This is a genomic window from Paenibacillus sp. 32O-W (assembly GCF_007679495.1).
GTDB classification, from domain to species: Bacteria; Bacillota; Bacilli; order Paenibacillales; family NBRC-103111; genus Paenibacillus_L; species Paenibacillus_L residui.
Map to the genome: position 1 here is coordinate 29,224 of NZ_VEGP01000037.1, position 23,106 is coordinate 52,329.

The 23,106-nt window shown below is 45.4% G+C and carries 25 protein-coding genes; 24 read left to right on the top strand and 1 reads right to left on the bottom strand.

Annotated elements, in window-relative coordinates:
• Nucleotides 1-16: 16 nt before the first annotated feature.
• From FS806_RS15360 to FS806_RS15405, 10 genes are all read left to right on the top strand, one after another.
• Nucleotides 17-496 (top strand): hypothetical protein, encoded by a 480-nt coding sequence (locus tag FS806_RS15360; protein ID WP_019007341.1) that lies wholly within the window; start codon nt 17-19, stop codon nt 494-496.
• Nucleotides 497-568: 72 nt separating this feature from the next.
• Nucleotides 569-952, top strand: coding sequence for a hypothetical protein (locus tag FS806_RS15365; RefSeq protein WP_144938223.1), 384 nt, complete (start codon nt 569-571; stop codon nt 950-952).
• 12 nt (nt 953-964) lie between these two features.
• Entirely contained in the window at nt 965-1,513 is a 549-nt protein-coding gene (locus FS806_RS15370) for a hypothetical protein (RefSeq protein WP_019007343.1), read from the top strand.
• Nucleotides 1,500-2,474 carry a hypothetical protein gene (locus FS806_RS15375; RefSeq protein WP_144938225.1) on the top strand — a complete coding sequence of 325 codons (975 nt, stop codon included), beginning with the start codon at nt 1,500-1,502 and terminating at the stop codon, nt 2,472-2,474. The genes FS806_RS15370 and FS806_RS15375 overlap by 14 nt, the downstream gene beginning before the upstream one ends.
• A 131-nt stretch (nt 2,475-2,605) precedes the next feature.
• Nucleotides 2,606-3,754: a copper amine oxidase N-terminal domain-containing protein gene (locus FS806_RS15380; RefSeq protein WP_144938226.1), complete on the top strand. Its 1,149-nt coding sequence runs from the start codon at nt 2,606-2,608 to the stop codon at nt 3,752-3,754.
• A 2-nt stretch (nt 3,755-3,756) separates the two neighbouring features.
• Nucleotides 3,757-7,569 (top strand): DUF5704 domain-containing protein, encoded by a 3,813-nt coding sequence (locus FS806_RS15385; RefSeq protein WP_225312650.1) that lies wholly within the window; start codon nt 3,757-3,759, stop codon nt 7,567-7,569.
• Nucleotides 7,570-7,654: 85 nt separating this feature from the next.
• Nucleotides 7,655-7,927 (top strand): hypothetical protein, encoded by a 273-nt coding sequence (locus FS806_RS15390; protein WP_144938228.1) that lies wholly within the window; start codon nt 7,655-7,657, stop codon nt 7,925-7,927.
• A 24-nt stretch (nt 7,928-7,951) separates the two neighbouring features.
• Nucleotides 7,952-8,143, top strand: coding sequence for a hypothetical protein (locus FS806_RS15395; protein WP_144938230.1), 192 nt, complete (start codon nt 7,952-7,954; stop codon nt 8,141-8,143).
• Between the two features lie 171 nt (nt 8,144-8,314).
• Entirely contained in the window at nt 8,315-8,542 is a 228-nt protein-coding gene (locus tag FS806_RS15400; RefSeq protein WP_144938233.1) for a hypothetical protein, read from the top strand.
• 66 nt (nt 8,543-8,608) lie between these two features.
• Nucleotides 8,609-8,815 carry a hypothetical protein gene (locus FS806_RS15405; RefSeq protein ID WP_019007435.1) on the top strand — a complete coding sequence of 69 codons (207 nt, stop codon included), beginning with the start codon at nt 8,609-8,611 and terminating at the stop codon, nt 8,813-8,815.
• Nucleotides 8,816-9,007: 192 nt separating this feature from the next.
• Here the strand turns inward: FS806_RS15405 and FS806_RS15410 are convergent, their stop codons facing one another.
• A complete protein-coding gene (locus FS806_RS15410; RefSeq protein ID WP_144938236.1) occupies nt 9,008-10,243 on the bottom strand; it encodes an IS110 family RNA-guided transposase in 1,236 nt (411 codons plus the stop codon).
• A gap of 761 nt (nt 10,244-11,004) precedes the next feature.
• On the opposite strand from FS806_RS15410, the gene FS806_RS25785 reads away from it, so the two are divergent.
• The 14 genes from FS806_RS25785 (at nt 11,005) to FS806_RS15475 (ending at nt 22,661) form a co-directional block, all read left to right on the top strand.
• A complete protein-coding gene (locus FS806_RS25785; protein WP_186328380.1) occupies nt 11,005-11,160 on the top strand; it encodes a hypothetical protein in 156 nt (51 codons plus the stop codon).
• A gap of 55 nt (nt 11,161-11,215) precedes the next feature.
• Nucleotides 11,216-11,518, top strand: coding sequence for a DUF7678 domain-containing protein (locus FS806_RS15415; protein WP_062493983.1), 303 nt, complete (start codon nt 11,216-11,218; stop codon nt 11,516-11,518).
• 89 nt (nt 11,519-11,607) lie between these two features.
• Nucleotides 11,608-11,934, top strand: a complete 327-nt coding sequence (locus FS806_RS15420) for a DUF6809 family protein (RefSeq protein ID WP_144938238.1) — start codon at nt 11,608-11,610, stop codon at nt 11,932-11,934.
• A 49-nt stretch (nt 11,935-11,983) separates the two neighbouring features.
• A complete protein-coding gene (locus FS806_RS15425) occupies nt 11,984-12,187 on the top strand; it encodes a hypothetical protein (protein ID WP_186328381.1) in 204 nt (67 codons plus the stop codon).
• 214 nt (nt 12,188-12,401) lie between these two features.
• The gene (locus tag FS806_RS15430; RefSeq protein ID WP_225312648.1) at nt 12,402-12,920 is read left to right on the top strand and encodes a DUF6036 family nucleotidyltransferase; all 519 of its coding nucleotides are present in this window, start codon (nt 12,402-12,404) and stop codon (nt 12,918-12,920) included.
• Nucleotides 12,921-12,935: 15 nt separating this feature from the next.
• Nucleotides 12,936-13,310: a hypothetical protein gene (locus tag FS806_RS15435; protein ID WP_019007441.1), complete on the top strand. Its 375-nt coding sequence runs from the start codon at nt 12,936-12,938 to the stop codon at nt 13,308-13,310.
• A gap of 439 nt (nt 13,311-13,749) precedes the next feature.
• Nucleotides 13,750-13,962 carry a hypothetical protein gene (locus FS806_RS15440; RefSeq protein WP_144938243.1) on the top strand — a complete coding sequence of 71 codons (213 nt, stop codon included), beginning with the start codon at nt 13,750-13,752 and terminating at the stop codon, nt 13,960-13,962.
• Between the two features lie 326 nt (nt 13,963-14,288).
• Nucleotides 14,289-15,308 (top strand): tyrosine-type recombinase/integrase, encoded by a 1,020-nt coding sequence (locus FS806_RS15445; protein WP_144938246.1) that lies wholly within the window; start codon nt 14,289-14,291, stop codon nt 15,306-15,308.
• Nucleotides 15,309-15,505: 197 nt separating this feature from the next.
• Nucleotides 15,506-16,597: an ABC-three component system protein gene (locus tag FS806_RS15450; protein ID WP_144938249.1), complete on the top strand. Its 1,092-nt coding sequence runs from the start codon at nt 15,506-15,508 to the stop codon at nt 16,595-16,597.
• On the top strand, nt 16,582-17,097 hold the full coding sequence (locus FS806_RS15455) for an ABC-three component system middle component 2 (RefSeq protein WP_144938252.1): 516 nt from the start codon (nt 16,582-16,584) through the stop codon (nt 17,095-17,097). The genes FS806_RS15450 and FS806_RS15455 overlap by 16 nt, the downstream gene beginning before the upstream one ends.
• Entirely contained in the window at nt 17,097-18,983 is a 1,887-nt protein-coding gene (locus FS806_RS15460) for an AAA family ATPase (RefSeq protein WP_144938255.1), read from the top strand. The genes FS806_RS15455 and FS806_RS15460 overlap by 1 nt, the downstream gene beginning before the upstream one ends.
• 104 nt (nt 18,984-19,087) lie before the next feature.
• The gene (locus tag FS806_RS15465) at nt 19,088-19,813 is read left to right on the top strand and encodes a TIGR02391 family protein (protein ID WP_144938257.1); all 726 of its coding nucleotides are present in this window, start codon (nt 19,088-19,090) and stop codon (nt 19,811-19,813) included.
• Between the two features lie 142 nt (nt 19,814-19,955).
• Nucleotides 19,956-21,944 (top strand): FRG domain-containing protein, encoded by a 1,989-nt coding sequence (locus FS806_RS15470; RefSeq protein WP_186328382.1) that lies wholly within the window; start codon nt 19,956-19,958, stop codon nt 21,942-21,944.
• 108 nt (nt 21,945-22,052) lie between these two features.
• Nucleotides 22,053-22,661: a transposase gene (locus FS806_RS15475; RefSeq protein WP_144938263.1), complete on the top strand. Its 609-nt coding sequence runs from the start codon at nt 22,053-22,055 to the stop codon at nt 22,659-22,661.
• The last annotated feature ends 445 nt before the right edge of the window (nt 22,662-23,106 follow it).

Sequence of the window (23,106 nt, forward strand, 5' to 3'; positions counted from 1 at the left end):
AGGAGTTTGATGCACGATGAGTAATGCGCAAAAAGCGCTTGTGATGGCGGCAGGCATTTTCCTCGCCATTGCCCTTATTACGCTGGCTGTCGTTCTGTTTATTTCCGCGCAGGAATCGACCAAAGCGGCGCAAAGCAATTTCAGCAACATCCAGACGGAGCTGTCGCAGACGGCGTTTACCGTCTATGACAATACGCTCGTTTCCGGAAGCCAGGTTGTGAACGCGCTGCGCAAGTTCAGCGACCAGGATCAATTCGGCATTCAGATCGTGACGGGGAAAAACCCGGCCGGCCAATGGTACGGCAAGGTGCTCAATACGGGCGTTCCGATGGACAGCATTACGTACGGTTCTGTGGTGGGTCCTGCTCCCGGCCGGCTCGATCATACGGTAGACGAGGCGGACAGCAACTACGTGAACCCGAGTGGCAAGTTTCGGGCCCAGCTTGTCAAAGACAGCAGCAACGTCATTCGCGGCATCGTGTTCCGGCAGCAATAAAGAGACGGCGCCAATCCGCCGGTCTCATCTTGAAGCGCGGCGGGTTGGCTGTTTAGAAAGGAGGGTGCGCCGATGAGTCATTCCGTGCGCACGATGATCGACATGAGCTTCGCATGTCTCATCTTTGTCATGGCGGCCACTGCCGGACTGCTGCTGTTCCAAAGCGGCGCTGCTGCGCTGGATACGGCTTATGTATCAGGAAAAGCGCAGGATCGCAACGTAATGCCGACCCCGATTACCGGAGACGGCAGCGTGTCCGGTGCGGAAGTGCTGCAAACGATCGCCCAAATCGGAGAAATAGGAATGGAGGTCGTGGTAGACGGTACACGGTATGCCCCATCGCTGGAGCGGGAAGATATCGCTGTTTCAGCCATTCGTCTGAATGGCCGATATGCTCCTTCCTATGAGCGCGGGCCAGATGGACAGCTTAAGCAAATCGTATTCGTGTCGCGGTGAAAGGGGTGTGTGATGAACAGTATTTTGAAAGTGTTCGCGGTGATCATCGCGATTCTTCTATTATATATTTTTCCGATCTCGGCCGCGTTTGACCAGCAAGACGACGTGTCGGAGCTGGTTGTCCTGCGGGCCACGACTTCGTTTGTCGATGCGGTCAGGGACAAAGGATTCATCTCCCCGTCCATGTATAACGATTTCTTGCAGGCGATACATGCAACGGGAAACACATTCGATGTGCAGATGGAGCACGGGCAAAAGCGATACATTCCGGTTTACGACGATCCGGCGCGTCCGGAGACGTTCCGGAACGAATACGAGGTTCACTTTGACCGGTTCTACAACGCGCAAATTCTCCATGTGCTGTTTCCGGACAGCGCGGCGGGCAAGGACGATCCGTCGCGCCGTTACAAGCTGCATGTCGGGGATATGTTTTATGTGGTGGTAAAGAACACGAACCGGACGAATGGCACGATCCTGCACGATTTTCTGAACAACGCCAGCAGCCCGCATGAAAAAATCTTCATTCCCTACGGCGGGGCGGTGCGAAATGAAGATTATTAATTGGGCGATCGTCGGGGTATTGATTCTGCTTCCTTTCTATGTGATCAATCGGGCCGATACCGCAACGCAGCGCCGGATGATGATTACGGAGCTGCGATATGATGCCGCGCTGGATACGGCGGTGGACGATGCGGCGCGGGCGCTGCTGATCAACGTCAACGAACAGCAGGAAGCCCGGTATGAATCGGCTAAACGGGTGCGGGTGAATAAGGAGGAAGCGATTGATACGTTTTACCGGACGCTGTACATGAACTTTGGCGTTGCAGAAGACCCAATCGCACAGGGGGTTCTGAACCGCTACATTCCGGCTGTGATCGTCATTGGCTATGACGGTTTTTGGGTGTACGCCGAAGAAGAGTTTACGAACGCAGCCGGTGAAACGGAAATGCGTCCCGTATGGGGACCAAAGAAGCCATACGCATATGCCGATGCGCAGGGAAACAGCTTATCCTTCACGCTGGACGATTACGTAATTGCATACGAAGCCGGGAGCCGGACATGGCAGGAGGGCTTTCGCTCGGAAATCCAATCCTCGATTCCGTTGCTGCACAATGCGGAGTTGTTCGAGCAAGTGCGGCGCAGCAGGATTGTAAATGCGATTCAAAACGAACTGGCGTACCGGATTAACCGGCATAACCAGTATGCTTCACGCAACGGCATTTCCTATACGTTTACGCTTCCGACGATCAGCGAAGAGGAATGGAACAATACGGTGAACGATATCGGCGTCATGGCTTTTGTTCAGGGCATTCCGATGGGGCGGAAAACGTATAACAACTACGCGCTTGGCGGGAGCCGGGTGTTGAAAAAGCCGATTATTCTGGGGGCGGTTAAAGACGGCAGAAAGGTGTATTACCGCAATACCTGTGCGTTCCCGTACCTGGTGGAAGAAACGTTTGCCAGCGAAAAAGCGGCCGCGCAAAAAGGGTATATGCCGCTGTCATGTAGCAACCATCCATGAGCGATCGGCTCAAATCGGAATTCAAGCGCTACGGGGTGGACAGGTCGGCACAGGGATTATATGATGGAGGCACAACGTCGATTTTTTTCCTGATATTCTCAATTATTCTCGAAAAAAGGAGTGAATCGAGCGTGAAAAAATGGGTTAGCTCAAGCTTGGCCGTAATGATGGCGTTTGGTCTTATGACCGGAATATCCAACGCGGCAGCGAAAGCCCCGGCGTTTGTGAGCGTCGTCATGGACGGACAAAAAATCTGGTTTCCCGATGCGCAGGCTTTCATCGATGAAAACAACCGGACGCTCGTGCCGGTGCGCTTTGTGGCTGAAAAAATGAATGCCAAAGTAGGCTGGGAGCCGGATACGATGTCGGTTCCAATCGAACGGGGCGATCAGCGCATTCGGCTTACTATCGGCGAAAACAAAGCACTCGTCAACGAAAAAGAAGTTGCTTTTGACACAAAGGCGATCATGAGCGGGGGCAGAACGTTCGTCCCGCTGCGGTTTGTGATCGAAGTGCTGGGCGCGGAAGTCAAGTGGGACGAAGCTACCGCAACCGTGCACATCAAAACAAAGGAAGATGCCGAGGGAAAGTACGATCAGTGGGGACGCCTGATTCGCACCACCAACCTTCCGAAAAATGCGAAGGACTATCCGTACATTTTGGCTGATGTTCCGAATGAAATGTACGAGATGAAGTACCCGTTTTCCCATCCCGATGTCAAGGAAAGGTCCGTATCGGCGGAGATGTACGCCAGTTGGCCCGAATTCAAGAAAGAAAACATTGACATCTGGATGGATCGGTTAAAAGCATTCGGAGCATTATGGCTCAATGTCGACTACAGGACGATTGATGACACATGGGCTGAGAAGGTGGCTGAGGTGCAGTCGGACGGCAATGTTGGGAAACTGAAAGCAGCTCGGGAATATGTCGATTGGGTAAAGGATAATCAAATTGTGATTGAGGGTTACCTTGATCCGGAACCTTCCATGATATATCAGGATGGATTCGGAGGGTATAACGTTCGGTCAAAGTTCAGGATCAAGTTTAATCATTTCAAACAGCACAAAACACTTGTTTATGATACCTGGTTTCCCGGTGACATGAAATTGGAGAATGATACATGGGTTCCTAACGACACTCCATTTGAAAAGGGAGTTTGGTACGAGGGATATTCGGATATTGTAATGGATACGAACGTCGGAGGAAATTGGGGAAAAACCTTAAAAGTGAGTCCGGGAGCGAGCCTGTTTTTTAATAGTATCATCCGAAAGGTTGATTAAAAATGAATAAAAGAATCAAATTGGGATTGTGCATGCTGCTGGCATGCACTTTTTTGTTGTCCTTTTTTTCCTATAGAATTTACGCGGAAGTTCCTAAAGTTCGAATTACTGGCGGGAAAATAACATTTAACATCACAAGTACGGCCGCTTCGTCAGGGATTCGATACAAAACGGTCGGTTGGACTGTGCGCAGGGAAGATGCGTCCATATGTACGTATGATTCCAAAGGCAAACACTGCGATCCGACCGGGCCAGGCTCCGCATCAATCGAAGGTCTGGAACAAGTGGATCAATATCCCCAAAATCCGGCGCCAGGAACACCGGTCACCACGTTCTTTGAAGTACCGGAGACGAGAGTAACGAAGGCTTTAACAGACAATGGATTGGAAGGCATCAAGCAGAATGATCAACTTTATCTATATGCCATCATGATTGTCACGCAAAACGGAAACAAAATCGGAGGGCCTTACTATACGCTGGACGGAATCAAGAAGGCGCAGCCATGGGCGCATCCTGACGATCTGGACGATTATTATGGCGTTCCGGTGACGTATGACAGTCCGGATTTTCCGGTCGATATCGTCTGTAAAACCGAAACGGGCGCCGTTATTCCGGATCCGGCGTGCACATTCCATAAAGGCGACTATAAAGCCGGGGAAGAGATCGAGCATACGTTCGAGGAAACATTCGAGTCAGGCGGCAAGTCGTATGAAATCGTCAGGTCGTATTTCGTATCCAAAAACAATCCGGGGAATAAAAAGTTCGTTCGGGAAAAGGGACAGGAAAATCTGCTCGACCGGCACATCAGTGTGTATTTAAGCGGAGCCGACATCATCGCCGAATACAAGGAACAGGACAATCCGGTCAAAGCCATTTACCAGAAGGAAGACGGCACTAAGCTGAAGGAAACGGACAAGGGTAAGTACGCGACCGGGGCGGAGGCCACCCATACCTTTGAACAGCAAATCACCGATAACGGCCAAACCTACGAAATTATCCGGTCGTATATTATCAACAACGATAAACCGGACACGAAGCAATTTATTCAGGAAAAAGGGGACCCGAAGCTTCGGGAACGATCGATCACCGTAGCGGCAGGCGGCTCCAACTTTGTCGGCATCTATAAAATCCCCTCCTCGGTGAATGTCACCTCCCGGATTGAAGCGCCGGATACGGTGGACAAGACGGTTGCCGAAGTGGACGGGGATTTTGTTTTTGAAGCCGAAGCGCTAAAAAATCTGAAATCGTACGAAATCACGGATATCCGAAATGCTGCGCTTGCACAAGACAGCGACAAAACCGGACCGCTCACCGGCACATCAGCCAGCAAAACGATCCCCATCAAAATCCCGTTTTCTTCCGGTTCCAGTGTGACGGTGCAAATGACTGTCGTCGTCAAAGATGTGGACGGGAATACCGGCGACTCCACAACGGATCATACGGTACGCAAATCGGATGGCGGGGATACGACTCCAGGCGATTCCAGGCAGGCAGAAGTCATGGATCCGGGCGCAACGGGTGTCATCCGGGCGGATCAGCGCGGCACAGAGAAATTCGATGTGCTGAAAGGAATCCCGACCTCCGAAAGCCTGTATGTGAATGCCTTGTCGAAAGCGTATTTGTACCGGAATGAGTTTGTCGAAATATCCGGCACGCAGCAGTATCCGATTCAAGTGAGCAAAACGTACACGCTGACCTGGACGGAAACCCGCTCCGGTCCTCCGGATGCGGATGGCAATCCGACGACGATTACCGTGCCGCGCTCGGAAACGCAGACGGTGACGAAAAGTTACACAATCGAACGCAAATACAGCTATTGGGTCATCAACCGCCTGGAAGTGTACGGCATTCAAAAAGCGACATTTGCCAACTATGCGCTGCCATCGGGAACGGTAACCGTTCAGCCGAACGGTTACACCCCGCCGAATGTATCTGCGGCCCACGATGCTTCGCTGGATGCGCATATTACCCATCCGATCTACTCGAATGTGACGCTTCCGGGTCAGACCATTTCCGGAGGTTCCAGCCGTCCATCCGTTCCGAACAAGGATTGGAAAAGCGAGGCCGAGAAGGCGATTGGCAAGATCAAGGTGAAAAACGATTCGCTCGTCTTCAATGGAACGACGGTGATGGATAACCGGACGGTAGAGGAACAGGCTCCGGCGCCGGGAGCGATTCCGGCCCCGCCGATGATCGGACAGGATGTGCTGTACGAAAAAGGCTACGTGATCGATTCCGGCAAGGTAAACAAAGCCAACCAGCCAAGCTCGGGCACGATATTCTATTCACTCGTCAAAGGCATTAACGGCGGGGAGAATAAAACTTTTCCGATCAACGGGATCAACACCGTTACCGTGCATACACCGGTAGTCAACTATGCCTCCGTTTCGGACGACAAGGCGCATAACCAAAAGACGCAACCGACTGCCGGGCGATCGGCGCTCATTTTGGACCGGCCGTTTACCGTAACGGTGCCAACCAGCGGACAGCACCGGGACATTCCAGGCTATGGCAACCGGGACTATGCGAAGTACACGAAAGACAAGCAGGTCTGGTTCCCGTTTGATGTATACAACGCCGACAAATCGATGTTCATTCCGAAAGAAACGTGGACGTCCATTCCGGTCGGGCAGCTTCAGATGTCGTTCTTCTTGCCCGTATGGGTCGATGAAGGCAACTATGACGTATTGTTCCGCACCTTTGCAGAAAACAGCCCGCCGTCTTCTTTTGGCACACAGATGAACGCCAATCTGGAGGTGGCCAATCATGTTGCCACGCAGGTTGTTCCGGTGGAGGTCATTGGCCGTCTCTATGATTTCCGCATCACCGACATCGCAGATTACAATTGGGAAACGGTATTCCGGACGCAAAAGGACAGCGCAGCGCCAACCGGAAATGCCTATTGGGTCGGTACGAAGGGGATTGACGGCGCGGCGCGGGGCAACCAGCCTCCGTTCGTGCTGCCGGTTCGTCAGGGCAGCCACCCGGAAGCCGGGAAGAAAAACGTGGCCGTGAAAACGGGGTATCATTTCAAGTTTGACGTCAAAACGAAAGGGAATATGTTCGGCTCGGGCGACGGCATTCGTATTACACCGACCTTCTATTTTGTGGACAGCAAGGGCAAGAACCGGCAGGAAGTTGATCTCTACTACAACTCCGGGAAAAAGAAGTTTATCCGGATCGGGTCGAGCGACGATGCGGAGCGGCGCAATATTACGCTGGATGCACGGCTGAGAAATGTGCCGCAGCAGGAGCTGATCAACACGGCAAACTCGCTGTGGAGTTTGAACGGCGGTTCCGGCACGAAGCAGGCGTATATTAACCAGTACCTGAAAGACGTCAATAAACCGACCTACGTCGGAGGATATGACATTATGCTGCTGCCGCCCCAGCTCCGGACGTTCTTAGGCAGCATGAACGTCCCGTCCGGCGTCGATGCGGCGCGCGCCAACGCTTCGGTGCAGAAGTGGTACGGAGAATACAGTCTGCCCGCCGCGCCGTATGTCGTGCCGAAAGGATTCAACCTGGCTGAGTACGGGCGCACGAACCGGCTGGATGATAGTTCGCCCATTTTCCTGAAGGACGGATTTATCATTGTCAACTTCAACATCGAGACGATCCGAAACCGGGATTTGAACAACCCGCATTTGCAGTACATCTATGGACCGCTGGACAATCAGTGGCAAATGGAAGGATTCCAGCGCAGCTTCACTGATCCGTACGGCGTGACGTTTCAGTTGAAGGACGGCGATATCGTTTTTTACCATGCCAACCTGTCCTCGTATGATGACTTCGGTACGGGTGGAACGCATTAGATCGGGTTTATTTTTCTCTTAATCACTTTACACGAAAAGGACTCCTGTACGCAGGGGTTCTTTTCGTGTCTATGGAGGAATGCGCATGTACGACATCCCGTCCGGCGGCGGATGCTTTTGTCCGGTCCAGCCGCCTGTTTGCTATGGAACGGGCTTGACGGAGGAGGGGGAATGGATGCCGTCACTGGAGGTCATATCCAAAGAGAAGAACGGTTTTGGCGATACGTTTTACTACATCCGGGATCAAAACGGCGTGACAATCCAGGTCTACGAAGGAGACCTGGAGGCGTTTATGAAAAAGAAAGGCGTTTTGGAGCTCAAGGAAGGTGTCTCGTTCCTGTATCCCAAGAAGAAATGATAAACCCCAGAAAGGAGCAGTTGCATGAGCTATGACCATTTCAAACGAAAAGTGCAAAAAGCGTATCCGGACGCTGCCCTCTCGTTTTCCTCCAATGGCGCCCAGCACATGGCGAAGGTGGAAGGGCATTTGATCCTTTACACGAACGCCGACAGCGATGCCATTTACGGTATGATGAACGGCGTTCCCATTGGCCGGGCGATCGGAATCGAATAACGAGCCAAAAAAACAAGATCGCCGGGTAGTCAATGAGTTTGGTAGCTACCGAAGCGTTTTTTGCAAAATGATAAGACGGAAAGATTCACTCCATATCGGGTAGAGTGAGCTTGAGAAGGATCTAATTCGGATTTCTCCATTGTGTTTTTAAGGGAACGGGGAGGTGACTCGATGAGCCAGTCCCAATTTCTATTCTTCATCGAAACGATGCCAATCAGTCAGAATGTCGTTCAATTGCATACCAAAGATAAATACGGCAACCCGGTTACCATTTATGTGCGCCGTGATCGATTTAACCAGTGGCAATGGCAATTTGAAACGCGTGCCGGAAAAAGTCTATGGCATAGCGGGGAACTGGATGAAATCCGAAATTATTGGCGGATTTTTTCTCTGCAATAAAGCCATGAAAGAAATGCAGGCTTTGAAGTTTTACCAATAAACATTGACCAGAAATGGAGGCGGGCGATGAAGAACCCAATTTCTTTGCCGAAGGATTGGATCACCGTGCTGGTCGTGTCTCATTGTGTTTCAGATGTAAATTTCCGTCGGGATCTTGCCGCTTTTGCGAGGGACAAAGGATACAATCCGCAATCCATCATGGATGCCACGGACAGGCAATTGGAACGGGCATTGCGCGGGGTGTTGAATGGCCAAGATTTCCGGATGGAATGACAGAGAAGCTTGAAACAGCCTAGCGGTGGAATGTCAAGGGGATGATCGATGAAAATTGGAAAAAATCTCGAGAAAAATCATTCTGGAGTGGAAAAATGGCAATACCAAACTAAGCCCTACCATTAGTCAAAATTTTCAGACGACTTGGAAGGGTGGGCTAGGTGGAAGTGGAGTAAAAATCAGGGAATTGGTTCAATTCCTCCTCTCCGGTGGTGTGTACAGCTTGTTGGTCTTTAGTAGCATAAAGACCAGCCGTACCAATTTGCGTGCGGTAAGGACGAGAGCGCGTTTATGTTGATGCTTCGAGACTTCGTTAAATTTCTTTTGGTAGAATGCGCCGTATTCTGAGTCGTATTTGCGAATTTTATCGGCAGCTTCCACCAAGTAGTAGCGTAAGTACTTGTTGCCGGTCATCACGCGGTCAGTATCCTCGGCTTCAAATTCTCCGGATTGGTACTTACTCCATACCAAGCCGGCAAATTTGGCTAATGCGTTATGGTCATTGAATCGGCCAATATCACCGATTTCAGCTAAGATCCCGGCAGCATATACCAGACCGATGCCTTTGACAGAAGTCAGCGTTTGCTGAAGGCCTTTCATGATCTTTTCGATCTCTTTGTCCAGTTTCTTGACCTCGGCCTCCATATGTTTAATGACGCTGAGCGTAACGGCTAAAGAGATATTCACAGGATCGCTCATAGATTTATCCAGCCGGTATGAAGACCGGGCCAGCTTCTTGAGCAATTCAGCGATTTCCTGTGGGTTAGCAAAGCGATTCTTACCTTTATCTTGAAGAAATTCGATGAGTTCTTCCATGGGCATCTCTGCGACACTTTCGGGATCCAGTTCTTGAATGACAGCCAGACTGGTTGTGCCAAAGGTGTCGGAGAACGGATTGTCGATGCGCATGCCGCTAAATTTAAGAAAGACCTGGTTTAGGAAATACGCCTTTTCACGTTTGATGCTTTGTACCAAGTGAAAGCGTGTGCGGGTCAGACGCTGCAAGGCTTGGTACTGAATCATTTCCGCCATGTCATGAGGCAGTCGTCCGAAACGCAGATGGTCTGCAATCACCCAGGCATCGATACGGTCGGTCTTGGGAAGGGTATCATACCCTTTCTTAAACCGAGCCACTTTACGAGCATTTAAGACGTAAATCTGAGCTTGGATTTTAGGCTCATAGGGAGCAAGCTGGTCTTTTAAATAATGGGCGAGGTGCCATCCCAGATTGGATGTAGCCTCCATCCCGATGCGAAGCGTCTGGCACTTAGCTTCAGCCGCCGTGTCCAACATCCGGCGAATTAGGGTGTCGGCCCCGCCGCGATCGTTGGTGACAGAGAAGGAGGCCAGCTTCTGACCGTCCCCGGCCATGAATTGTACATGGTGGGAACGCAGGCTTACGTCTATACCGATCAGCATTTGGGACATGGTAGTCACCTCCTTGGTGCTATGCGAAATCAAGCTAGACTCGGACCTGGGTGCCCGTGGAAACCACCTGCTTCAGCCTCGTCATCAGCACTCATCCCTTGGGGAAGACAATTACAGGGTGCTACTCCCTCTTCCCACAAGGAGGCGCAACTAGCGGTCAGAACCTAAGCGGTGGATCCGGGTAGCAGGCTTTTGGAGCAGTACCTCGCGGTCCGCACGGAGGGGAAGAAGTCTCCCGAGATCAAGCTTGTCGATCCCATTGTTCCACAGGCAAGTCCGAGTTGTAAAGCGGCGTCCGCTTGCCATGCGACCTCTCGCATCCGGACTTCGCTGGTTATTCAGTTGTGGATAAAAGCGCATGGCAAAGAAACAGCAATGGCATAGACCATTCTGAGCTATGAGTACACATGTGGATAATAACGTTACAAACATTCCCGGCTTCCCCATCCGAAGAGGGGTAAAACGGGGTGAAGCATTAAGAAGGTGGATGAGGAAGCCAGGGGCTTTCTCATAAGAGATGGGGTCTCTCCGGTTCGTCCGGATCGAACCGAGAGAATTGAGGGAAAATTCGGTCTCCCCGACTTCCGTTCCTCGCCCTTCGGGCTGCGGTACGGGTTCGGCTACGTCCACCTCCCCAAGTAATATCCACCATCTCTTATAAAATTGGAAATTCGATTAAGCTCTTTTCAACTGTCCGGATCAGCTGGAAATTCGCTTAAAAAGAACTTCTAAACTGATTATACGAGGAGGAGGTGAGTGGTGTGTTCAAATGTACCTGCGGCGGGATTTTTATGGTCATCAAAGTGGAGGAGTATCCGAAGCATTTGAGCGGAATGGAACGGCTGAATTATCCTCGTTCGTGCTCGGTAAAGTGCGACAAGTGCGGCATCATCAAAGAAAACCAGCCTTACGATTAAGAGGGACAGGATCGGTACAAACGGTCGTGTCCTTTTCATTTGGGGAGGGATGAACATGTCATTTCAAGAGAAGGGTCCATGGTTCATGGGCCGGTTGTTCGAAGGGGAAGTGGACGGATATTTTGTTCAGGCCCAAGTATTTTCAGAACCGTCCAAATACGGGATTGCCGAAGGGCGAATCAGCCGCCTGACTGTGTATCCGGATCGGTCTGCCGGATTCAACCGTAATCTGGCCAACTACGACCGGGGATGGGACGGCGGCCCGCCGAACAACATCCGAATCCGCGCGGTGGTGGAGAAAACGGTACGCCATTTTGACGGTAAGAGCGTCGACTGGTCGTTCGAAACACGGCGATAAAAGAAGTCGGTAATCGGGAAAAACGACTTGCTACACCGGGCGCAGCAGAGGTAAGATCGACACACCTTCCGAGGAAAGGAGAAATGGGTGTGGATGGTGTACCTCCATGGTTGATCGCGGCTTTCCGGAAACGAATTGATGTGCTCGGCCAGCGCATGCGTATGCATCCAAGACATAGTACGGCATGGAAAGAAGTGTCCGAGTTGTTTGAAAAGCTCAAGGAAACGTTCTCCGAAGAACAGCACCGCCAGTTTGTGGAATGGGAGGACCGTTTTAGTTTTCAAGAGTCCATAGAAAAAGAGGAGATGTACGTACGCGGGTTTCTGGACGGGTTTCACATGTATGCCAGTCTAGATGAATTGATCCGCCAGATTCCTGTCAATGAAAGGTTCGGTAATGCGGATCCACCCCAATGATCGGGATTTACCTCATATGGGTTTTGCACTTAAAAAGGGGGGATTCAGGGTGTTGACAAAGCTTCAAAAACGGACCGAACAACTGACATTGGAAGTGAGGCGAAAACTGATTGGCTGGCAGAAAGCCTTACAGCAAGGCGATACGGAACACAGCCAGCGATCGAAGCGGATATTTTTCGATCTGGTCCAAAACAGCGGACTTCGGCAGGTGGTTGGAATTGTTATCTCAACTGGCCTCAAAGGATTAAGGTAAGATGTCTGCGGTTGAACAAATGGAAACATACAAATTGTTCTTGCAAAATGCCCGCCAATTGGCGGGCATTTTGCATGGTCAGCATCTTTTCCCGACATGAATACCTGCACCGCGTACAGGGGCAACGTTGGCCGCGACGTGCGGCAAATGTCGGGAACCGTTTCTCGCTTTTGAAATAAGTGCAATCGACTTATAATGAAAGGAGAAGATCATTTTGTTAAGTAGGTCGGCGATCATGAATTATTTGGAAGTGGTAAACGAGAGACTGAAACAGAAAGGATTGCATGGGGAGCTGTGCCTGTTCGGAGGCGCGGTCATGTGCCTTGTATTCCATAGCCGGGAAGTCACCAAAGATATAGACGCCGTATTTGCGCCAACAAGTGAAATGTATACCATTATCAAAAATATTGCGGACGAATACAATCTGGAGCCGGATTGGTTGAATCCCGCAGTCAAGGGATACGTCTCCCGCAATCATGACGTCCGGTTGTTTAAGCGTATGTCCAATCTGGCGATCTACGCGGCTACAGCGGAGTATATGTTTGCCATGAAATGTTTGGCCGCGCGGGGGTTTGAAAGCAAGGATCGGGAGGACATTCAATTTTTGGCGAGGTACTTGGGCATCCGGACGATGAACGAGGCGCTGGCAGTACTTGAGAAATTTTATCCGCAAAATCGGATGCCGCCGAGATCGCAGTATGTGCTGGAAGAACTTTTCGGCAACGGATTATAAAAGGATGGGGTAATTATGGAGTTGCGTGATATCGCGCATCTGACCAGTCAGAATGCAGGAAGCTTCGAAATTCATACCGGTAATTTTTTGGATGAATTTTATCGCAGCGACAATGAGAAAAGAAAACAAATGGTGGAACAGGAACCTGCCTTTTATCCGAACCTGGCTCCCCATATCCTGCCTTTTTTGGCGGGTATGGCAGAAAAGCTGTGCAACGATTACAATTTGGAGTGCCCGGCATGGGTTTATCGCCCGCAGTATTATTTGAAAGAGCCGGTGTTTTGGATGGAAGCTAAGGGCAATCTTCGACTGGTGTTGTTGGTGGAAAGCCCGATCGAGTTCAGACTCCGGAATATCTTCACCTCTGCGAATTCGTTAACACGGGTCTGAAGTTCTTTTGAGGGATGAATGCATGCCAGTTTTAATCACTTAACGGTCGCGCAAGCGAAGAAGGAAGCGGAGCATTATTTGGAAACAGCGCTTCCTGCTGCACGGCGATTTGGTTTACACCCAATCAAAGATCAAGGAATTCGTGGTACAATATAAGCAGTGGCACGATGATGATGGGTAGCTTGTGACATCGGAAATCGGCCAAACTCTACTTTCACTGAATCGATAATTGTTCAAAAACAAATATGTTCAAACGTGCAAACGAAAGCCGTCCCGCTGGGGCGGTTTTATTGTTTCACGGCACAGGAGGCGAGCTGTTTGTTGAACCGTATTTTTTTCACATGCAGTTGTTGCGGGAAAACAATTACGGTCGACCCGAGGATTTATGATCAGGTATACAAAGGACAGGACTTGTGTCTTTCTTGCAGGAACAAATCGGATGGAAAGGGATGATCAGGTGGACCGGCAGTTTGAATGTGGGTTAGTAGCGGACGGTTACCGGATTCGGATTACGGTTTTCACGTCAGACCGATCGAAAGTAGAAGCACTGGCGCGGCAACGGGCATCGGAACGAATGAAGCAGGCATATGGCATCGAAAAAGCGCCGGCAGAATTCGTTGTTTTCGAGATTACTGAAAAGATCCTTCATTAACAAAGATGAGGCATACGCTTAATGCTTTCCATTGTCCAATCGGGGAGGCGATATCGATGGTGAAGACCCTTGTTTTCGTCGAATGCAACCATGAAGGGGATTTGGATACGTATGTATGGGAAGTGGCAAACAGCGGTGGTCGGATTGTTGAAAAAAGATGGAACCACAAGCAACGGTCCGGCATCGTTGAAATTCACATGAACCATGAAGAAGAATGGAAGGTATTCATGGACTGTTTCAAACACAAAAATTCCAGCTTCTTTTTACGAAATGTGCGATAAGCAAATCAATCAGGAAAATAACCAAAACGGACGGAGGGATGAGCCATGGGCGGAAATGTAATACGGATGTTTCGGCAAAACGACACTGCACACAAACGGCGCAGCAATGAACTGTACGATTCCGGCGCGTTTTCCGGGGCCGGTTACCGGTTGACTTGGGAAGAAGCCGTAAAATTGTTTATCCAGGCCCGCCGAGCGGAAACATCAAGCGATCATACAGTGAAGTTCGAACAAAACAGCCTGGAATGCTACCGCCGAATCTTGCAGGAACAGGAGATTGAGGCAGGTGTTTATGACGTTACGACAGATTTCCTGCGTAACAAGTTTATTATGACCATGGTTGAGAAAAAAGGCTACAAGCTCAACACCATCAACAATCGAATCAAGGCGATCAAGCGCTTCTTTTTATTTCTTCATGAGGAAGGATGGATCCCGGACAACCCGGCGGCACACCTGAAAACAAGGAAAGGCCATCACCCGACTATTCCATCTTTTACAGAGGAGCAGGTCGTCGCTTTGCTAAAACAGCCGGACCAGAATACGTTCACAGGTTTCCGGGATTATACCATGCTGTCCTTGATTCTCGATACGGGCCTGCGTATCGGGGAAATGACTAAGCTGAAAATGAGCCAGGTCGACGTGAAGGAAAGCCAGATACTCGGCGTAATCGGAAAAAGCAAAAAGCCGCGCGACATTCCGTTTTGCGATGAGGTGCGCAAAATTTTGATCCGATACATCAAGGCAAGGGGCGATGTGAAATCGCAACACTTTTTTGTTACACTTGATGGCCGACCGCTCGGCGTCCGGTCGTTCCAGGAAGCTCTGCGCCAGTATGGGAAAGACGCCGGTATCACCAACGTGCGGGTCAGTCCGCATACCTTGCGGCACACCTTCGCCAAAATGTACATCATGCATGACGGAGATCCGTACAGCCTGCAGGACATCCTTGGTCACACGTCCCAGGACATGGTTAAAAAATACGTGAACCTGTGGAGGCCGGAAATGAGAGAGAAGCACACAAAATCATCGCCGATGCGGCATTTGTATCGGGATCGGCTAGTTTAACAAACAATTTATTTAGTGCAGGGGCTAGTAGGAGGTGGTTCTTATTTCACGCGAATAAACTCATTCATGCCAGCCCCTGATCATTATTCCTCATTGAAAATAGGTATATTTACTCATGACATATCGTAAATAGGAGGAAATTCAAGGAAAATGTAGAAGCATTAAATCAGAATCTTTTATTATAAGCAGGTGACACCATGGGCCATTTGGTAGAAGATTTGATAGAAATAAGAAAGCCAAAAATTCCTGATAATTACGATATTTTATTTGGTGTGCCTATTCCTCCTATAGATCGATTGCGAACTTTTTCTGCGGATCAATTTGAAGATATGATATGTGAATGGGTAGATGGATATTTAAATGCACAGTACGCATTAGTTTATCGTTGTGGGTCAGCAGGTGACAAAGGCAGAGATATTGTTGCTTTATTGCAAGATGACAAAAATGGTGAATGGGATAATTATCAATGTAAACATTACGATCATCCTTTATATCCAGGCGATATTTGGTTGGAATTAGGAAAGCTATGTTATTACACATTCATTAACGCATATTCAGTTCCGAGGAAGTATTACTTTATATCTTCATGCGGCATAGGAAATTCTCTAGCTGAGTTAATCGAAAATCCTATTCGTTTAAAGGAAGGATTAATCTTAGCATGGAACGATAAATGTAAAAAGAAGATAACAGGGGTTTCTGAAATAGAATTAACAGGAGAATTACTGAGTTATGTAGAACAATTCGATTTTTCAATAATAACTCATTGTCCTCCGCAAAAGCTTATTGATCAGTATAGTACGACACATTTTTATAAATACAGATTTGGTGGAGGATTGAACAAACAAAGACCTCAACCAGAAAAACCAAAGAATAGCATTCAACCTGACGAAGTTAGATATGTATCCCAATTGTATGAAGCTTATTCAGATCATATAGGCGAAAGTATACATGATATCGAAAAATTAAAACAATATGATAAATTGTTCCAACATTTTAATAGACAGAGAGAGGACTTTTACAAAGCCGAGTCTTTAAGAAGGTTTGCTAGAGACGAACTTCCCTATGATGAGCCATTTGAAAAACTTCAGGAAGAAATTTACAGAGGTGTTATTGATGTAGTTGAAGATGATCATCCTGATGGATTTGTTTGTGTGAAAGAAACAATTAAAGAAGCAAGAAGACTAGCGATTACAAGCAATGTATTAATAAAGTATGTTGATGGCAGTGACAGAAGTGGGATTTGTCATCAATTGGCAAATAAAGATAAGCTTATATGGGTGAAAAAATGAATAATTCTATTCTTAGTAGAGAGACCTATTTATTCAATACTCCATTAGAAGTTGGACTTCGATGCTTGGTAATATTGAATGAATTGGAAGGTAAAGCAATTGATTTACAAAGAATTATATATCTAGACTATCTTCTGGTTCATTACGGTGATATTGACTCTAATTATGAAAGTTTGCATCCTGCAACACCCTATAGATCAGGTGAGATACTGATAAAAAGAGATTTAGTGAATCAAGGTTTGCTTTTAATGCTAAGAAAAAAATTGGTTGAAGTTGAATATGGACACAATGGAATCCTGTACAAAACCCCTCCGTACTGCGAGGTATTTCTTAATCACTTTGAATCAAAATATATGTCTCAACTGAGAGCAATGAGTAAAGTTTTATTGGAGAGATTTTCTAGTTATTCTGATGAAGAATTGAAAGAATTTATGATGGATCATATTGATCGTTGGGGTGGAGAGTTTACTAGAGAGTCATTAGTTAGGGGAGATAAATAATGGCTGCAGAGGGTTTTTATATAACTGAGTTAAGGCTTACAGGCAGAAATAAAATAAATGCAAGTGTTATTTTTAGAAAAGGGCTCAATGTAATTTCAGGTGCATCCGACACTGGCAAATCATATATTTTTCAGTGTATTAATTATGTGTTCGGCAGTTCCGATGAGCCAAAAGAAATTGATGAGAGTATGGGATACTCTACAATTTATCTTGAGATCGAGAGCTATTTAGGAGAAACAAAAACGCTTAAGCGAGATATTGGCGAGCCTAAAATACAAGTTTATGACTGCAAAATTGATGAAATCACTCCATTGCAAGATTTTATTGATTTGAAGGGATCACATGATCCAAAAGACGATAACAACATTTCAACCTTTTTGCTTTCATTTAACAATATTGAATCCATGAAGTTGCGAAAGAACCAACGTGGAGAAAAGGTTGCTTTTTCCTTCAGAAATTTCGTAAGAATGATCATGATAAATGAAGAGAAAATAATTTCGGAAATTTCTCCAATATTATCAGGAATCCCCACTAATAAAACAGCTGAACTATCAGCATTTAAAGCGGTGCTTACAGGTGTTGACGACAGTGGAGGTCCAGAATTAGAAGACCCGAAAATATATAAGACACGACTAGAAGCTAAATTAGAGATTATAAATAATTTAATTCAAAAGTTAAGAAAAGAAATAGAAGAGAAGAAAGAACTAGTAATTGATCTTGACTCAAACAATCTAGATTTACAAATTGAGCAAGTGTCTGAACGAATTGCTGATAATAGTAAAATAATAAACGAAAACATGGAGGAAAGGAAGAGAATTTGGGAAGAAGAGCAAGAAATCAAATCTCGAATATTAATGCTTGAAGAATTGGTAGGAAGATTTGATTTGCTAAAGAAAAGCTATTTATCTGATTTGGATCGACTACAATTTATTATTGAAGGCGATCATTTTATATCACAACTTTATGATTCAAACTGTCCTATATGTAACAATACGATTAATCAAGAAGCATTTAATTTTCTTGAACACAACCATGCTATACAAGTAGAAAATCTTCAAATAGCGTGTGAAGAAGAGAGCGACAAATTGAGAAGTCAATTGCTTGATCTAAATGATACGGTTAGTACATTGAAAAGTGAGCTGGAAGAAAAGAGGGCATCAGCTAGAGAACTAAATCAGAAAATAGCTCAGATCGATCAATTCATTCAAAAAGAACTAAAACCTATTTCTGTTATTGCGATGGAACATCTAAAGTTTTTGCTTAATACAAAAAAGCTTTTTCATGAAATTGAGATAAATGAAAAACGAATACTTGAATATCAGATAACTCAGCGGGATATTATGCACGAGTTGAGCAAGAAAAATGTAAAAATTCAGTATGTTAACGAAATAAGTGAAGAAATCTACAAGGACTTTTCTAATGAGATTAAAACCTTGTTAGAGAATTGGAATTATCCCGATTTAACAAGTGTATCTTTTGATCATGAAACGCATGATCTAGTTGTTTCTGGAAAAAAGAGAAAAAATCACGGTAAGGGCTATCGGGCAATATTGAATGCAGCATTTACAATTGGATTGATGAAATATACTAGAAAACTGGGACTGAAACACCCGGGCATGGTAATTCTGGACTCACCATTGACTACTTATAAAGAAAAAAGCAGAGAAAACATTTTTCTGGAAGAAAGCGATGACATTCCTTTGGACATGAAACAAGCGTTCTTCAATAATTTATCTACAATAAAAGGTGATTATCAAATCATCATTTTAGAAAACGTTGAACCCAATAGAAATGTTCAATCAAAAATAAATTATATACATTTTACTAAAGATCCTAGCGTAGGTAGATATGGCTTTATTCCACTTGATACAGAAACGCTTAAATAAAGTAAGGATGTTTAGGTCAGAATTCATGATACGCGTCAGAACTGGTAAGTGAAAACAAAAACAATGAAATATGCGCCCCGGCGCATATAACTGGAGGATAGGGATTGAATTATAAATTGATAGCCATTCAAATAGGAGAAATAATAAAATGGAATACGTCAAAAAATGAAATTAATAGAATTGCAGAAGCAACCTTTTCCTTTAAAAGACGCAGTTTTCCTCACGATTCTATTACAGCCGAAAGGGCCCAATTATTATATGATTGGATAATGTCACTAGCCACGGAAAAAATGAACAATGATGATCGAAGTAAGCTTTTGATTCAATTCTGCAAAGAAATCGCTGGTAAAACTAATATCGATGCAGTAATTGACATATTATCAAAAAATGGACTGCCATATAACCTAGTTTATAAAGATGAACTTGATGTGTTTCTTGGTAGAGAGTTCCATAGTGAAGTTAATAAACATTGTAGGGAACTGTTTTTGCAAGGTAATTATTTTCATGCAGTTTTTGAAGCTGCCAAGGCTTATAATTATTCGGTTAAAGAAAAAGCACAGAGTGAAAAAGACGGTTTCAACTTAATGATGGACGTATTAAGCGTTAATAATGGTGTATTGAAAATAACAAAATGTATTACTGAGACGGACAAAAATGTGCAGGATGGAATAAAGTTTTTGTCATCTGGTTTAATGCAAGCTATTAGAAATCCTACAGCTCATGAACCCGCAAATACTTGGCCGATCAGTAAGCAAGATTGTTTAGATATTCTGAGCTTTATTTCTTTTTTGTTTAGACAATTAGACAATGCTCAATACTTTAAAATATAATTTTATTCCAATTGCAACAAGAAACTATTGTTTTACTTCCGGAGAATAAATCGAATCCTGAACCGTTTATTGTTGTAAAATAAGGATTGGTCCTTTGTTGGCTTACTCTTCGATTGCAGTTGTTATGAGGTGGGGGACAATTGTGCAACAAGCAAATAGTATTGCTCAGTTTTTTGAAATTCTTAAACGATACAAAAATTACTCAGAGATTTTCTACAGAGGGCAATCTTCTCAATATGAAAGTATAACTTCAAGTATCACGAGAGATTCAGGGTACTTGGCAAATGAACATATTATTTATTCCGAATCCATTGGCATGAAAGAGGATGAATTTCAATTATTGAAATCCCCCTTTGAGCGGTTATCAAAATTGCAACACTACGGAATTCCTACAAGGTTGATTGATGTCACTCTAGACCCGCTTGTGGCCTTGTTTTTCGCTGTTCAGAATACTAATTCAGAATACGCAGGACTTGTTTATGTATATATTCAATCTAGTAGGGCTATGACTAGCAAACATGTTCGCCTTCTTGCTTTATTAGCTACTCTAAGGGACTACGACTTTTCCACGATTCAACAAGCCTATCAAAGCGAGTATGATGAATTTATTTCCAAGACCGAAGTACTGACAATGGCACAAGAAATTACTTTTGTTGAGTACTCAGAAGAATTAAAGCGTTCTAATATTCGATTGTACAATCAAAAAGGGACATTTGCTCTTTGTGGCAATGAGATCTACGATGGTGTTATTCAACGCAAGTTAAAATCTCTTGATAGTATAAAACCAGCATTGATCATACGCATTCCATACGAGTATAAGATGTCAGTGAAGCGAGAATTAGATGAGCAATTCGCAATAAATGAGTTAAAGATATATCCTGAACTTCCATCTGTAGCGGACTATATCAAAGAAAAATATAAATCAGTGAAATTTTCTATTGATGGAACTTATAGCATCATGGAAGAACAGGACATTTCCACGCGGAGAGCCAAAAGGATCTCGTTAACTATTGTGTTAAAAAAACTATTGAACATCGACCAAATACAGCAAGTGTCCAAAAATATTATTAAACAATATGAATCAAAATATGATGTAGTGTGGATTTATATTGCAAACGATGGCGATAGTTACATTATGCGTAATTGGATTCTTCGAGGACAGTGGATAAGTCCTAATTTGGACGAGGAATTTCGACCTGTGCCTATTAGTGCACCTGATAGTGAAGGATACTATTGGGCAAAAGGTGAGGAATATAGTACGTTGGCAGATTACTATGCAAATCATGTGTTCGATGATGATAAGTACTTATATATTTATTATGAAAAAATATTTGAAGAAATTCGCTTAATATCCGGACAATTATTCAGTATATTTCAAAAAAATTATGACGAGTTTGAGGTTGAACTTTATAAAAAAATAGAAGAAATAAAATATGGATTCCAGATGTTTAGTGAATTTGGTCGTTCCAGAAATAAAGAGTTTGATGATTTTCTATACAACTATATAGAGGCTGCGTCTTCACTTGATAACATACACCATTGGGTCAATAGGGGGGACTTAAATCACAAACAAAAATATTATCAGATTTCATTGTGCTTTCGTGATGTACACAAATATATTGAAATCATAGATGGTGGGAACAAAGTATGGAGCACAAAACTTGGTGTCACTCAATCAGATTATGAGCGGATTGATCCATATAATAGACCGGAACACAAGCATCAATATGAACAGACTATACAAATAAATCCCAACGCACTTGAAATTGAATTTGATGTGCAAATTTTGATAAATCCCGACAAAACCTTCAAGATTACTGGAGAAACAAATCTCTTTGATAAGGCTAATCTTATTGTATCTGTTAAGAAAAAAACAGGTCAATTGCATGGGCAAGGCAATTCAGAAGTCGTTGATGGTAAGTTTGATTTTGGAATATTCAGTAATAAAGGTAAAGGTTATGAGGCTGGTCATTATATAGCAGAAATATCACTTTCTATACCAGCCGTACAACCAGAAGAATTTATACAGAAGTCGGGTGTTGAATATGAAAATTTAACAGGACCGTACGTTGACAGAACAGGTATCGGGCCAACATTAAGATATTGGTTGGACTTTGTAATTGAACAGTAGTCTATCGTATATTGGCTAATTTGAAGAGGGAATGCTAAAAGCATCCTCGAGAGCGTAAAAAATTCTGTGTAAATGGTCATAATTACCAATATAAGGAGATGACCGTTTATGCAAAACCAAGACGCAAAAGCACAACTGATCAAGGAACTTGCAAAAGAATGCCGGACCGTGGAAGATATCCAGGAAAAGTTGAAGGAACTGTTTCGGGACACCATTCAAGGCTTGTTGGAAGCGGAAATGGACCATCATTTGGGTTATGCCAAACATAGTAGCGAGGGCGATCATTCCGGAAATAGTCGAAACGGCTACAGCACGAAGACCATCGCCGACTTAAAGAAAATCTATCAAGCCGCAACATTGGAAGAGGCGGAGCAAGCGTTTAGCGCTTTTAAAGACAAATGGGGGAAGAAGCACCCGATCATCACTCGCTCGTGGGAAAACAATTGGCTGGAGCTAACTGCCTACTTTAGCTATCCTCCGGCCATTCGCAAGCTCATCTACACGACGAATATTATCGAGGGTTATCATCGCCAGCTCCGAAAGGTGACAAAAACCAAGACCGCCTACCCGTCAGACGACGCCTTGAGAAAAATCATCTACTTGCCTACCATGGAGATCTCGAAGAAGTGGACGATGCCGTTACGTGAATGGAAAGACTGTATCTCGCAGCTCGTGATCTATTTTGGAGATCGGCTTCAGGCGGAACTATCCGCCTAATTTGAAAAGTTTCAGCCGGCTTGACATGGAGCCTCTGCGGGCATGATTTCTCGCGATCAGGCGACGCCAGGACCCCGCGCATCGCGAGGCTAACCAGCCTATCATGTCCGCCACTCCATGTAAAGCCTTAAACGTCCCTTTTGTTTAGAAAAACCATTTACACAAATTTTTGGACACTCCCGCATCCTCAGGCTGTCGAGAAACCCACTGTTTGTTGGAGGGGGCTGAAATTGTCCACTTTCAGTTGCAAAAACTTGGCTCTCAGATCGTTTTAAATTGATTTTTCATTAGTGAGGTGAGACTTACCCAAATAAAAATAAAGTGCCGAAAAAGTCCTCTGGACTTTCTCGACACTCTAGGGATGCTTAAACATGAAATCGGAAAGTACCGTTGTCAAAAGGTGAAAGAGCCGCGTCGTGACAGTTTTTTTCAGTCACAGAAAGCT

Excerpts from the sequence above, each read along its gene's own strand:
- FS806_RS15365 (WP_144938223.1), top strand. The coding sequence starts at position 569 with ATGAGTCATTCCGTGCGCACGATGATCGACATGAGCTTCGCATGTCTC.
- FS806_RS15385 (WP_225312650.1), top strand. The coding sequence starts at position 3,757 with ATGAATAAAAGAATCAAATTGGGATTGTGCATGCTGCTGGCATGCACT.
- FS806_RS15435 (WP_019007441.1), top strand. The coding sequence starts at position 12,936 with ATGGAGTTGCGTGATATCGCGCATCTGACCAGTCAGAATGCAGGAAGC.
- FS806_RS15375 (WP_144938225.1), top strand. The coding sequence starts at position 1,500 with ATGAAGATTATTAATTGGGCGATCGTCGGGGTATTGATTCTGCTTCCT.
- FS806_RS15360 (WP_019007341.1), top strand. The coding sequence starts at position 17 with ATGAGTAATGCGCAAAAAGCGCTTGTGATGGCGGCAGGCATTTTCCTC.
- FS806_RS15415 (WP_062493983.1), top strand. The coding sequence starts at position 11,216 with ATGTCATTTCAAGAGAAGGGTCCATGGTTCATGGGCCGGTTGTTCGAA.
- FS806_RS15460 (WP_144938255.1), top strand. The coding sequence starts at position 17,097 with ATGGCTGCAGAGGGTTTTTATATAACTGAGTTAAGGCTTACAGGCAGA.
- FS806_RS15400 (WP_144938233.1), top strand. The coding sequence starts at position 8,315 with ATGAGCCAGTCCCAATTTCTATTCTTCATCGAAACGATGCCAATCAGT.
- FS806_RS15405 (WP_019007435.1), top strand. The coding sequence starts at position 8,609 with ATGAAGAACCCAATTTCTTTGCCGAAGGATTGGATCACCGTGCTGGTC.
- FS806_RS15410 (WP_144938236.1), bottom strand. The coding sequence starts at position 10,243 with ATGTCCCAAATGCTGATCGGTATAGACGTAAGCCTGCGTTCCCACCAT.
- FS806_RS15440 (WP_144938243.1), top strand. The coding sequence starts at position 13,750 with ATGGAAAGGGATGATCAGGTGGACCGGCAGTTTGAATGTGGGTTAGTA.
- FS806_RS15390 (WP_144938228.1), top strand. The coding sequence starts at position 7,655 with ATGTACGACATCCCGTCCGGCGGCGGATGCTTTTGTCCGGTCCAGCCG.
- FS806_RS15455 (WP_144938252.1), top strand. The coding sequence starts at position 16,582 with ATGGGTGAAAAAATGAATAATTCTATTCTTAGTAGAGAGACCTATTTA.
- FS806_RS15450 (WP_144938249.1), top strand. The coding sequence starts at position 15,506 with ATGGGCCATTTGGTAGAAGATTTGATAGAAATAAGAAAGCCAAAAATT.
- FS806_RS15395 (WP_144938230.1), top strand. The coding sequence starts at position 7,952 with ATGAGCTATGACCATTTCAAACGAAAAGTGCAAAAAGCGTATCCGGAC.
- FS806_RS15475 (WP_144938263.1), top strand. The coding sequence starts at position 22,053 with ATGCAAAACCAAGACGCAAAAGCACAACTGATCAAGGAACTTGCAAAA.
- FS806_RS15370 (WP_019007343.1), top strand. The coding sequence starts at position 965 with ATGAACAGTATTTTGAAAGTGTTCGCGGTGATCATCGCGATTCTTCTA.
- FS806_RS15445 (WP_144938246.1), top strand. The coding sequence starts at position 14,289 with ATGGGCGGAAATGTAATACGGATGTTTCGGCAAAACGACACTGCACAC.